The organism is Clostridioides sp. ES-S-0010-02 (assembly GCA_020641055.1).
GTDB lineage: Bacteria > Bacillota > Clostridia > Peptostreptococcales > Peptostreptococcaceae > Clostridioides.
In genome coordinates this window covers 2786890-2799692 of sequence record CP067345.1, presented here as the reverse complement: position 1 = coordinate 2799692, position 12803 = coordinate 2786890, and the positions used below count along the sequence as shown (strand labels likewise).

The 12803-nt window shown below is 28.2% G+C and carries 11 protein-coding genes and 1 other annotated feature; of the genes, 7 read left to right on the top strand and 4 right to left on the bottom strand.

Annotated features, from left to right (window positions below):
- The first annotated feature begins 269 nt into the window (after window positions 1–269).
- Window positions 270–1088 (top strand): MerR family transcriptional regulator, encoded by an 819-nt coding sequence (locus JJC01_13065; GenBank protein ID UDN57101.1) that lies wholly within the window; start codon window positions 270–272, stop codon window positions 1086–1088.
- Between the two features lie 141 nt (window positions 1089–1229).
- Here the strand turns inward: JJC01_13065 and feoB are convergent, their stop codons facing one another.
- From feoB to JJC01_13050, 3 genes are all read right to left on the bottom strand, one after another.
- Window positions 1230–3350, bottom strand: a complete 2121-nt coding sequence (feoB, locus tag JJC01_13060) for a ferrous iron transport protein B (GenBank protein UDN57100.1) — start codon at window positions 3348–3350, stop codon at window positions 1230–1232.
- Window positions 3351–3375: 25 nt separating this feature from the next.
- Window positions 3376–3603: a ferrous iron transport protein A gene (locus tag JJC01_13055; protein UDN57099.1), complete on the bottom strand. Its 228-nt coding sequence runs from the start codon at window positions 3601–3603 to the stop codon at window positions 3376–3378.
- Window positions 3604–3929: 326 nt separating this feature from the next.
- Window positions 3930–4370 (bottom strand): GNAT family N-acetyltransferase, encoded by a 441-nt coding sequence (locus JJC01_13050; GenBank protein UDN57098.1) that lies wholly within the window; start codon window positions 4368–4370, stop codon window positions 3930–3932.
- Between the two features lie 180 nt (window positions 4371–4550).
- On the opposite strand from JJC01_13050, the gene JJC01_13045 reads away from it, so the two are divergent.
- A complete protein-coding gene (locus tag JJC01_13045) occupies window positions 4551–5519 on the top strand; it encodes a DUF2232 domain-containing protein (protein ID UDN57097.1) in 969 nt (322 codons plus the stop codon).
- 151 nt (window positions 5520–5670) lie between these two features.
- Window positions 5671–5923 (top strand) — a binding site (T-box leader).
- Window positions 5924–5994: 71 nt separating this feature from the next.
- On the top strand, window positions 5995–7203 hold the full coding sequence (locus JJC01_13040; protein ID UDN57096.1) for a tyrosine--tRNA ligase: 1209 nt from the start codon (window positions 5995–5997) through the stop codon (window positions 7201–7203).
- Window positions 7204–7259: 56 nt separating this feature from the next.
- Here the strand turns inward: JJC01_13040 and JJC01_13035 are convergent, their stop codons facing one another.
- Window positions 7260–8141 carry a polysaccharide deacetylase gene (locus JJC01_13035; protein UDN57095.1) on the bottom strand — a complete coding sequence of 294 codons (882 nt, stop codon included), beginning with the start codon at window positions 8139–8141 and terminating at the stop codon, window positions 7260–7262.
- Window positions 8142–8511: 370 nt separating this feature from the next.
- Here JJC01_13035 and JJC01_13030 point away from each other — a divergent pair, with 370 nt between their 5' ends.
- From JJC01_13030 to JJC01_13015, 4 genes are all read left to right on the top strand, one after another.
- Window positions 8512–9456, top strand: a complete 945-nt coding sequence (locus JJC01_13030) for a DMT family transporter (protein UDN57094.1) — start codon at window positions 8512–8514, stop codon at window positions 9454–9456.
- A gap of 223 nt (window positions 9457–9679) precedes the next feature.
- Entirely contained in the window at window positions 9680–10225 is a 546-nt protein-coding gene (locus JJC01_13025) for an NADH peroxidase (protein UDN57093.1), read from the top strand.
- 100 nt (window positions 10226–10325) lie between these two features.
- A complete protein-coding gene (locus JJC01_13020) occupies window positions 10326–11474 on the top strand; it encodes a DUF362 domain-containing protein (GenBank protein UDN57092.1) in 1149 nt (382 codons plus the stop codon).
- Window positions 11475–11526: 52 nt separating this feature from the next.
- On the top strand, window positions 11527–12792 hold the full coding sequence (locus tag JJC01_13015) for a dihydroorotase (GenBank protein ID UDN57091.1): 1266 nt from the start codon (window positions 11527–11529) through the stop codon (window positions 12790–12792).
- The last annotated feature ends 11 nt before the right edge of the window (window positions 12793–12803 follow it).

Sequence of the window (12803 nt, the reverse complement as noted above, 5' to 3'; positions counted from 1 at the left end):
AAAACTTGGAAAGATGAAGATTAATAGAATAAAAGGTAGCTATTAAGTAGGGCTCAGTTCAATATAAGTGCTACCTTTTTATTGATATGGATAAAATATGGAAAAGTTATATAAAATTGTGGGTAACATATTTTACTGATATCTAACTGACATTTGACCTTTAAAATTAAAAAAATATTGATTTTATTAAATAATAACTACTTGATTTAGTAAATACTAAAGGATATAGTAACTATATAGACAACAAAGCGAAAAGGAGTGTACAAACCTTGGAAAAACAGTATTTTACTACAGGTGAATTTGCAAAACTATGTGGTGTTTCTAAGCAGACGTTGATTTTTTATGATAAAATAGGGATTTTTTCACCTGAATATAAAGATAAAAACAATTATAGATATTATTCAGTATATCAGTACGATACATTAGATATATTACAATCATTAAGAGAAATAGGCATGAGTTTAGAAGAGATAAAAGAATATATAAAAAATAGAAGCCCTCAACATTGTGTAGAAATGCTTAAAGAAGAAGAAAAAAAGATAAAAGAGAAAATAAAAAAATTAAAACAAATAAGTTCTAAAATACAAAACCGGATAAATACTACAGTTGAAGGTATTTCTAAGATATATAATGAAGAAATTTATATATCCAATAGATGTGAAGAATACTTAGTATTATCAAGTGATTTGAGTAGTATAAATGATGGCAATTTTATGATGGAATTGATTGATTTTACAAATTACTGTAAGTCAAAAAATCTGTATCAGGGGTATGAACTAGGAGCAATAGTAAGTAATGAAAATATAAAAAATGGAGAATATTTAAGTATATCAAGTTTTTATTTAAAAATAGATAAAAAAATAAAAGATAAAAAGCTATATATAAAGCCAGAAGGAATGTATGTGTGTATAAAGCATATTGGGAGATATGAAGACTCATATAAGTCCTATGAAAAATTAAAAAAATATATATACGATAATAACTATAAAATTATTGGTAATTCATATGAAGAAAGTATACTTGACTTTTTTTGCGAAAATAATGAAGAAAATTATATGACTGAGATTTCAATTCAAATATCTATATAAGAATTAAAAATTAAAATAGAGGTATATTCACGTGATAAGTAATTTTACTTATCACCTGAATATACCTCTATTTTAATAATAAAGTATATGAATTTTTAAATAATACTTATAGGATAAAGTTTAATGTTAACTAAATGCTAATTATACAAATAAATTATAAACAAAAGTTGTTAAAAAACAAACAACAAAAGCAAGTACAGTAGGCATTAAAAATCCTAAGGCAGTCCATTTTAAACTTCCAGTTTCTCTTTTTATAGTTAAAAGTGTTGTTGCACAAGGCCAATGAAGTAAGCTAAATAACATAACATTTAAAGCTGTTAAATAAGTCCAACCATGTTCTCTAAGAACTTGACCTAGAGCACTAAAGCTATCTAATTCTATCATAGAACCAGTTGCTAGATAAGCCATTAAAAGTATAGGTACAACTATCTCATTTGCTGGAAAACCAAGAATAAAAGCCATTAATATGAAGCCATCTAGGCCAATTAGCTTAGCTAAAGGGTCTAAAAAGTTTGCAACATGTGATAATATGCTCAAATCTCCTATATAGATATTTGCAAATATCCAAGTTATTACACCAGCAGGTATAGCCACCATTACAGCTCTTCCTAAAACAAATATTGTTCTATCTATTATAGAAGTATATAAAGTTCTACCTATTTGAGGAACTCTATAAGGAGGAAGTTCTAATGTAAATGTAGAAGGAACTCCTTTTAATAATGTTTTGGAAAGAGTATAAGAAACCAACAATGTTATTATAACTCCTAAAATTATTAATAAGGTTATACAAAATGCAGTTGCTATACTAGATACAAAAGAGCTAGTTACAACAGAGCTAAAAAATATTGTAGATATGGCTATTAAAGTAGGAAAACGACCATTACAAGGTACAAAGTTATTTGTAAGTATAGCAATAAGTCTTTCTCTTGGAGAGTCAATTATTCTACAACCAATAACTCCAGCAGCATTACATCCAAATCCCATACACATAGTCAGGCACTGTTTACCATGAGCACATGCTTTTTTAAATAGATGGTCTAAGTTAAATGCAACTCTTGGCAAATATCCAAAATCCTCAAGTAATGTGAATAATGGAAAAAAGATTGCCATAGGAGGTAACATTACAGAAATTACCCATGCTAAAGTTCTATATAATCCTAATACTAACATATCATTTAACCACAATGGACAATTAATACTATTTAATATATTTGAAATACTTGGTTCAAATCCAAGTAATAAATTAGATAATAAAGTGGATGGATAGTTAGCACCTTCTATAGTAATCCACAGTATAGTACCTAATAATAAGAGCATTATTGGAAGTCCAAATATTTTAGATGTTAATATTTTATCTACTTTTTCTTCTCTATCTGTTGGTTTTTTAGCATTATTAGAACAACACTTATCACTTAATTTTTTAGCATAATCATAATTGATTTTAGTAAATTCATCTCTAGTCTTCTGTTTGTTTATATCATTTGGAACTTTTTTCTTTACTTCGTTAATAGCATCTATAGAATCTTTATCTATATAATTACTCATAGATTCAAAAATACTTTCATCGCCATCAATAAGTCTAAGACCCAACCACCTAGAATTTATATTTGGCATGATATCATCTAACTCTGGTTGAATTGATTTTACTGTGTTTTCTATATTTTCGCTGTATTTTACTGGTTTATTATTAAACTTGTATCTATCAAAAGATACGTCATTTAAAATTTCTAATAGTTCACCCATACCAGAACCATTTCTTGCAGCAGTTAAAACAACTGGAATTCCAAGAGATTCCTCTAAGAAATCTTTATTAATATTAATACCTTTTTTTCTAGCTTCATCTATCAAATTTATACACAAAATGACTTTATCTGTGAGTTCCATTACTTGAAAAACTAAATTTAAATTTCTTTCAAGACATGTAGCATCACACACTACTATTACTGCATCTGGATTACCAAAGCATATAAAATCACGAGCTACAACCTCTTCTTGTGACAAAGCAAATAGAGAATATGTTCCTGGTAAATCTATTAATGCATACTCTGTATTTTGATATTTGAAATTACCACGAGCTGTAGCTACAGTTTTTCCTGGCCAATTTCCAGTGTGTTGTCTAAGTCCAGTAAGATGATTAAATACAGTACTTTTACCTGTATTTGGATTACCAGCTAGTGCAATTACAAACTGGTCTTCCTTGTTATCTATATCAAACATGTCTTTTAAAGAATTCATTTTAGTTGAGTTGTGTGTTAAACCCATATTAATATCCTCCTGCTAGAAAATTTTAAATGTCAGAAACTAATATTAGTCTACTTTCTTCTTGTCGTAGAGCTATCTTGCTACCTCTGATGTTGTAGACAGTTAAATTATTTTTTGGTCCTTTTCTAACTACATCTATAACAGCTCCTCTAGTAAGACCAAGCGCTAACATTCTCTCTCTTAAATTACCACTAGATAATATATCTTCAACTTTAACAGTTTTTTTCACTTGAATATCATTAAGGTTTTTCATAGTAGCACCTCCATGCATGAAATTTAGCCTGAGCTAATCTTCTTATTTTAAACTATGCACTATGCTATTACCTTGTTACTTTTTGCAAAAAAAAGATAGGCAATATGCCTATCACAAAGTTGGGTATAATTCTTACTTTTGGGGAAAGTAGAATATAGAATAAAAATTAACATTTTGAATCTATATAATTATTGAATTTTGATAATAAAAAAGTCAGAAAGCGCAAAAGCCTTCTGACTTATATAAGGTATTTTCAAATACCTAGATATCAATTCAATATTTAATTTATGACTTAATTATATATTAACAATGTTAGCTTGTCAACACTATAATCTCATTTTAATATGTTCAATACCTGCTTCATCATACACTTCTGAAATTTCTTTAAAACCACAAGATAAGTAAAGATTTTTTATGTAAGCCTGTGCTGATAAGGTTATATTATTTTCATGCAAATTAACCTTTATAAAGTCTATAGCACAGTCCATCATTTTCTTTGCCAAGCCCTTTTTTCGATGAGTAGAAAGAACTAAAACCCTACCAATAGAAACATCATTATAAGAGCTATATTTTTTAGGGATTATTCTGGCATAAGCACAAATCAACCCATTCTCTTCTAAAAATATATGATAAGAGTTTTTGTCTACATCATCATAATCATTTAATGAAAATATCCTCTGTTCGCATGCAAATACTTCATATCTTGACTTTGCTATTTCGTAAAACTCATTTAGACTTAAATCATTAAAGTGTTTTATTTTAAACATAATAATTACCTCCTAAGTATATTAAAACCAAATATTAAGATATATTATACCATTTTATAATTTTTAACAGTAATACTTTTATTAAAATAGGTATGTGTTAAAAATATTTTAAAAAAGTGTTATACTGTATTAAAAACAAAATATTAGTTAGAAAAATTATGGTTTGTGGAGGAAGTTGTTTTGAATACTACCAAAAAATTAACTGAAGCGGCTTTATTGTCGTCTTTATTTATAGTAATAACAATTATAGCTGTAGGGACTGGGTTTGGATATGCCATTTATTTAGATTTTATAGTGCCAATATTTTTTTGTATAATATGTTTAAAGTGTGATTTAAAGTATACTGTTTTATCTGGAGTTATATCTCTTTTAATAATTTCCTTGGTGCTTGGAAACTTGGGAACTGCTATTTGGGCAAGTCAGAGTGTCTTACTTGGTATAATATGTGGTTATTTGATAAGTAAATCATCAACAGTTATGGATGATTTAGTATATGGTTCAATTATTGGAGTCATTATAATGGTTTTTATTGATATATATGCTTCAGCATTAATAGGATACAGTTTTATGAGAGAATTTCAAGGATATAGTAAATTGATTTATTTTAATGAATACTCAGATTCTATTTTTTACTTACTGATAGCACTATTTCCTTTTGGAATGGTTTTTTGTATATACTTTTTAAGTTTGATTATGGGACATAAATTACATATTTTAAACTCTAATGCATTAAAAAAGTTTCTAGTGTTTAAGAGTTTTAGATTTTTAAATCAATTTTTATGTTGCTCAAAGAAAGTTTTTTATATGTGTGTGTTTTATTTAACTATTTTTGAAGTTACAAATATATTAAATATTAAAACTGAGTTAGTTTACTTAAAAACAATTTTTATATCAATTGGATATTTGTGTATGTATTTTGTTATTAGAGATTCCTGTATGTCACTACAAAATTTTATAATAACTAAATTTGGAAAAGTAGCATACGCTAGAATTTCTTTTTTGATAGTAGTTATATCTTTATTTCTAATGTTTAAGATAACTGTTATTGGATTAATAATTATAAATGCATTTTTAAATAAGAAAATGAATATAAGATTGACTCAAATTAATATTGTCGATAAACAAATAAATATTTTAATTGAAAAATAAACTTTATACATTGGTAAAAAATATAAAAAAGTAGTATAATGTAAAAAAACATGTATATAATAATAAAAAAGGTTGACAAAATGTAAAAATAATAATATATTATGAGTAAGTTAAGAAAAATTTCTTGTAATTGATGAAATAATCTGAATATATAAGTGCTGTGAAGAGAAGAAGTAGAGCTGAATTTTATTTAACAGAGAGTTCCAGTTTGGTGAAATGGAATAAATTGATTTAGTTTGAATACATCTTGGAGCAATATCTCTGAAAGATAACAACCACTAAGAGATATCGGAATAGTACACGTTATAGTACATGAGTAAACAAATTATACTCTACAGAGATTAATATCGTGAGATATTAGTGAACTAAGGTGGTAACACGTAAGCAATGCTTTCGTCCTTTTAATAGGATGAGAGCTTTTTTTATTATAAAAATAAAAATCATAGATTATATAAATATTTTAGGAGGAATGAAAATGAAATCAATAGACGAGCAAATGCGAATCATTATGAAAGGTGTAGACGACTTAATAGACGAAAAAGAGCTAAGAGAAAAACTTATTAAATCAGAAAAAGAAGGAAAACCTATGATAGTAAAATTGGGGTTAGATCCAAGTGCTCCAGATATACACTTAGGTCATACAGTAGTTCTTAGAAAGATGAAACAATTACAAGATTTAGGTCATCAAATAGTAATTATAATTGGAGATTTTACAGGTAAAATTGGAGACCCAACTGGAAAATCTAAAGCTAGAAAAGCTTTAACAACAGAGCAAGTTCTTGAAAATGCAAAAACTTATCAAGAACAAATATTTAAAGTTCTAGATAAAGAAAAAACTATTGTAAGATTTAATAGTGAATGGCTAGCTAAATTAAACTTTGAAGATGTAATAAAATTAGCTGCAACTATTACTGTTGCGAGAATGTTGGAAAGAGAAGATTTTAAGAAGAGATATGAAGGACAAATGCCAATATCAGTGCATGAATTTTTCTATCCATTGATGCAAGCATATGATTCAATAGCATTAGAAGCTGATATAGAGCTTGGTGGAACTGACCAAAGATTTAACTTATTAATGGGAAGATCTTTACAAAGAGAATTTGGTATGGAATCTCAAATAGTAATAATGATGCCTTTAATAGAAGGTTTAGATGGAAAAGAAAAAATGAGTAAGAGTTTAGGTAACTATATTGGAATAGATGAAGAAGCTGGAATAATGTACCAAAAATCTATGGAGATTCCTGATGAACTTATAGTTAAATACTATAATTTAGTAACTGATGTTCATCCTGATGAAGTTAATAAAATTGAAACTCAGTTAAAAGATGGTTCAGTAAATCCAAGAGATATAAAAATGAATCTAGCAAGAGAAATAGTAACTTTATACCATGGAGAAGAAGCTGCTAAAGAAGCTGAGGAAAGGTTTAAATCTGTATTCCAAAAAGGTCAAATACCTGAAGATATACAAACAATTCAAGTTAAACAAGAAGAATTTGATTTAATTGAAGTATTAGTTTCTAATGAGATTGTTAAAAGTAAGAGTGAAGTTAGAAGATTAGCATCTCAAGGTGGAGTAAAAGTAAATGGTGAGAAAGTGGAAGATTTAAGTACAGTTGCTAAAGAAAGCGAACTTGTTGTTCAAATAGGAAAGAAAAAATTTGTAAAAATAGAGTTAGTAAAGTAAAATAAAAGCAAGTTCGTTGGTTATATAAAAGTATAATCAATGAACTTGCTTTTTTATTATATTAAGGTTTTAAATTGGTAACCATTATCTTTAAAATATGTTATAATTTGGTCTAGTGCATTTACTGTTTCTTGCTTTCCATAAGTATCATGCATTAAAAGTACAACTATTTCTTTACCTTCAGAAGATTTCTTTGCATGTTCAAATAACTCTTGAGCATTTTTCTTTTTACCTTCTGCATCAGCATTTAGAGCATTCCAGTCTATTGATGCCATATTTTTTTCTTTTAAGTAGTTACCTAAAGGTTCCATATTTTTCCATGACATATATCCACCTGGGCATCTAACTACATGTGATGAAAAATTCTTTCCTAGAACTTTTTTCATGGCTTCATCTGTTTTATTAAGTTCATTTACAAATGTATCAAGATTTAGGCTTCTGCCAGGGTATAGTTTTTTGTAGTCATGAGAATATGAGTGATGAGCTATTGCATTTCCCTCATCAAATGTTCTTTTTAAAATTTCATTGGCACCTTTTCGTTCAAGAGAATCCCCCTTAATAAAGAAAGTTCCTTTAACATCGTGTCTTTTTAAGATATCTAGGACTTGTGGAGTATTAGTAGTAGATGGTCCATCATCGAATGTAAGGAATACTATTTTTTCTCCATTATTTGAATAGTCGTATTTGTTAAGTTTATCCCAAACTGATTTTGCGTCATATCCATATTCTTTTGCAGCTTCTTTTTTTGCACCAATGATAGGCTCATTTTTTTCTTTTTCAATTCTTTCTTTTTCTAATTTTTCAGCTTTAAGCTTTTCTTGAGTTTCTTTAATTTCTCTTTTCTTGGACATATCCGCCCATGCCATAGAAAAAATACCAATAACTATTACAACAATTATAGTAAGTGCCATAGTTTTCTTTTTTCTTTTTTTTACCATGATTTCAACATTCCCCCTTTTTGTCGAATTGTATCAAAAATATATTATAATTATATCGAAGAAAGTAGAAAAAGTAAACCGACAAAGTTGTAACTAAAATAACTAAAGTGTAACTTATACAACATTATTTGCATAATATTAAATTATCCTAGATATTGAAATTATCTATAAAAAAATTTAATATAAGTAAAAAAAATATAAAAAAGGTAAAAATTTATTAAAAAGGTGTTTACAAAAAATGATTAATATATTAATGTTAAATAGTGGATATAAATCTAGATTTAAAATACTGAAAAAATTTACTATAACTATATAAATTTATAGTAATGCTTATAGAAAAACTCTCTTGCTGTTTAGGGGGTTTATAATTTTGCAAAAAAATAAAAAGGAGGGGGCTTTATTGAAAAAATACTTTGGAGAAATAGGACTAATATTCATAGCAATTATATGGGGAAGTGGCTTTGTAGCAACCCAATTTGCACTAGATGGTGGGCTTACACCTCTACAAATAATAACTATAAGATTTTTCTTGGCAGCTGTAATTATGAATTTATTATTTTTTAAACAAATTCGTGCCAATATGGGAAAGCATTTATTAAAAGCAGGAGGGCTTTTAGGAATATTTTTATTTTTAGCCTTTACAGTACAAACCATTGGACTTATGTACACTACACCATCTAAAAATGCATTTATAACAGCAGCAAATGTTGTAATAGTTCCATTCATAGGATTTATACTTTATAGAAGAAAACTAGATAAAATAGGATTAATAAGTAGTTTAGTAGCTCTTGTAGGTATAGGTATACTTTCTTTAGAGGCTGATTTCTCTATTAATTTTGGAGATTTATTAACACTGATATGTTCATTTGGATTTGCATTTCATATATTCTTTACTAGCGAATTTGCTAAAGATAACAATCCAATGGCATTAACAGCTATTCAATTTACTGTAGCATTTTTACTGTCTTTAGTAGTTCAGACATTTGCAGGACAGTTGAAAATGGAAGCTGAATTGTCTGGATATATGGGAACTATATATTTAGCTATATTTAGTACTTCAATAGGGTTTTTATTCCAAACTATATGTCAAAAGAGAGTTGATGGAACTAGAACAGCCATAATACTATCTACTGAAGCTATATTTGGGACTATATTTTCTATAATAATTTTAAAAGAACCTATTACAGCCAAATTAGTTATTGGTAGTATATTGATATTTGGTGCAATTATAACAGCAGAAACTAAATTATCATTTTTAAAAAGTAAAAAAGTAGAACTTAAAGAGTCAAAAGATTCTTCACTAGAAAGTATTTAAATAGACAATTGTTTCCTAATTAATCAAATAAAGTATATATTATGTAGAAATTTGACATCAAAACTTAGTTGATACCAATGTTTCAAAGTGATAAAATTAATTAGGAAATAAATTTTATTTTTAGTGTTTAAACTATAGTACATGGGGTATATATATTCTTGTAGCAAGTTATTAAACTTTAAAATAAAAATTTAATTAATATAAAATTGGGAGGAATTTAATTATGAAAAAATTTGTTTGTACAGTATGTGGATATATACATGAAGGAGATGCTGCACCAGCACAATGTCCAGTATGTAAAGTTGGAGCTGATAAATTCGAAGAAATGAAAGGTGAAATGGTTTGGGCTGACGAACATAGAATAGGAGTAGCTCAAGGTGTGGATGCAGAAATAATCGAAGGATTAAGAGCTAACTTTACTGGTGAATGTACAGAAGTAGGAATGTATTTAGCAATGAGTAGACAAGCTGATAGAGAAGGATATCCAGAAGTAGCAGAAGCATATAAGAGAATAGCTTTTGAAGAAGCTGAACATGCTGCTAAATTTGCAGAACTTCTTGGAGAAGTTGTAGTTGCAGATACAAAAGAAAACTTAAGAGTTAGAGTTGACGCTGAATATGGTGCAACTGATGGGAAATTAAAATTAGCTAAGAGAGCTAAAGAATTAGGATTAGATGCTATACATGATACAGTACATGAAATGTGTAAAGATGAAGCTAGACATGGTAAAGCATTCTTAGGATTATTAAATAGACATTTTGGAAAATAATAATTAAAAACATAGATTAAAAGGAGAAACTTTGGTTTCTCCTTTTTTAAATTATACAAAAAATATAAAAAAATCTTTGTAATAAAAGGGTGAAGATAATATGAAATCGGTATCTGTTAGAAGCTGTAAAAATTATGAGTATGAAAATGTAAGATTTTCTATTGAAAAAATTTTAGAGGACATTGGAGGGCTTAACAAGTTTGTAAAAGAAGGAAGTAAAGTACTTGTAAAACCAAATCTACTGATGAAAAAAAAGCCTGAAGAAGCTACAACTACTCATCCTATGGTAGTAAGGGTTGTATGCGAAAAGCTTTTAGAATTAAACTGTGATGTAGTAGTAGCAGATAGTCCTGGTGGACCATATAATCAAGCCTCTCTTAAAAGTATATATAAGACATCTGGAATTGAAAAGGTAGCAAATGATTTAGGTATCAAATTAAATTATGATGTTTCAGATGTTAAGATACATAGTGAAAAAGCGCATGCTCTTAAATATATGGATATTATTAAACCAGTAATAGATGCTGATTATGTAATAAATCTTTGTAAATTAAAAACACATGTGATGGCAACTTTTACTGGTGGAACAAAAAACTTATATGGATGTATAGCTGGATTAAAAAAAGCAGAAATACATTATAGATTTCCTACAGAGGAATTATTTTGTGAAAATGTACTTTTAGATATTTGTGATTATGTAAATCCGACACTGACAATTATGGATGGAATTGTAGGGATGGAAGGGGATGGTCCTTCAGCAGGAAACCCTAAAGAAATAGGTGTTTTATTAGCATCACAAAATCCATATGCTATAGATGTTGTTGCATGTAAGATTATAGGTTTGCTTCCAAATAAAGTTGCTACAATTAGAGGGGCTATTAAAAGAGAGTATATAAAAGAAGACTTTTTAGATATTGAGATTGTAGGAGAAGATATAAAGGATTTAATTATAAAAGATTATAAGGTACCAATTGTAAGTAAAGATTTAAGGCTATTTTCTGTAAAATTGCCAAAATTTTTAAATGAACCTATTTCAAAACTTATAACACCAAAGCCAGTGGTTAGATTTAAAGATTGTATAAAATGTGGAAAGTGCAAGGAAGCTTGTCCTGCAAATACCATAGAGATAGGGAATAGAGGTGCTCTTATAGATTTAAATAAATGTATAAGATGTTACTGTTGTCATGAACTTTGTCCTAAAAAGGCTATTGATGTCAAACGTAATTTTGTATTTAAGTATGTAAAATAATGTATAATATTATATGAGTCTATATAAATGAAAATTATAAAGGAGAAATAACATGATTTTAATTAAAAATGGTAGAGTGATAGACCCTAAGAGTCAAAGAGATGAGAAAATAGATTTAATTATAAAAGAAAATAAAATCTATAAAATAGGTAATTTTGATGAAAATGATGAATTTGAAAAAATAATAGATGCTAGTGGGAATATAGTTGCACCTGGATTAGTAGATGTACATGTACATTTTAGAGACCCAGGATTTACATATAAAGAAGATATAGATAGTGGAGCTAAATCTGCAGCTAGAGGTGGATTTACAACAGTTATATGTATGGCAAATACTGACCCAATTGTAGATAATGAAGATACTTTTAACTATGTGAAGGAAAAAGCAAAAAATGCATGTATAAATGTTTTACAAGCAGCAGCTATAACAAAAGGTTTTGAAGGTAAAGAGTTAGTGGATATGGAAAATCTTAAAAAGGCTGGAGTTCCAGGATTTACTGATGATGGATTACCTTTAATGGATAGCAGTCTAATTATGGAAGCAATGATTAAGGCAAAAGAGTTAGATGTACCACTTAGTTTTCATGAAGAAGACCCTTCTTTAGTTGGAAATCCTGGCGTAAATGCAGGAAAGATAGCTTCAGAGCTTGGTCTAAAAGGTGCATCGAATGTAGCAGAAGATGTAATGGTTGCTAGAGATTGCATGTTAGCACTAAAAACTGGTGCTAAGATTGATATACAACATATAAGTTCTGGGGTTTCTGTTGATATGGTTAGATTTGCAAAATATCTTGGAGCAAACGTAGTTGCAGAAGCTTCACCACATCACTTTACACTGACTGAGGAAGATGTATTAGAGTTTGGAACAAATGCAAAAATGAATCCGCCTTTAAGAACTAAGTGGGATAGAGATAAGATTATAGAAGGGTTAAATGATGGTACTATTGAGATAATAGCAACAGACCATGCACCTCATAGTAAAGAAGAAAAAGATAGAGAGTTTATAAAAGCTCCAAGTGGTATTATAGGGCTTGAAACTTCGTTGTCTCTTGGAATAACAAACTTAGTATATAAAAATCATCTTAGTATGATGCAGTTAATAGAAAAAATGTCTACAAATCCTGCAAAACTATACAATTTAAATGTTGGTTTTATAGAAGAAGGAGCAGTAGCAGATATTGTTATATTTAATCCTGAAGAAGAATGGATAGTTGAAGATTTTGCTTCTAAAGCTGACAATTCCCCATTTAGAGGTAAATCTCTATATGGGAAAGTTAATTATACTATATGTAATGGAGAAGTTGTATACAACGCTTAAGGTTGTGTTTT

Bases quoted from the DNA above. Each gene is read 5' to 3' on its own strand.
- feoB (UDN57100.1), bottom strand. From the start codon at position 3,350: ATGGGTTTAACACACAACTCAACTAAAATGAATTCTTTAAAAGACATG.
- JJC01_13055 (UDN57099.1), bottom strand. From the start codon at position 3,603: ATGAAAAACCTTAATGATATTCAAGTGAAAAAAACTGTTAAAGTTGAA.
- JJC01_13050 (UDN57098.1), bottom strand. From the start codon at position 4,370: ATGTTTAAAATAAAACACTTTAATGATTTAAGTCTAAATGAGTTTTAC.
- JJC01_13040 (UDN57096.1), top strand. From the start codon at position 5,995: ATGAAATCAATAGACGAGCAAATGCGAATCATTATGAAAGGTGTAGAC.
- JJC01_13035 (UDN57095.1), bottom strand. From the start codon at position 8,141: ATGGTAAAAAAAAGAAAAAAGAAAACTATGGCACTTACTATAATTGTT.
- JJC01_13025 (UDN57093.1), top strand. From the start codon at position 9,680: ATGAAAAAATTTGTTTGTACAGTATGTGGATATATACATGAAGGAGAT.
- JJC01_13020 (UDN57092.1), top strand. From the start codon at position 10,326: ATGAAATCGGTATCTGTTAGAAGCTGTAAAAATTATGAGTATGAAAAT.
- JJC01_13015 (UDN57091.1), top strand. From the start codon at position 11,527: ATGATTTTAATTAAAAATGGTAGAGTGATAGACCCTAAGAGTCAAAGA.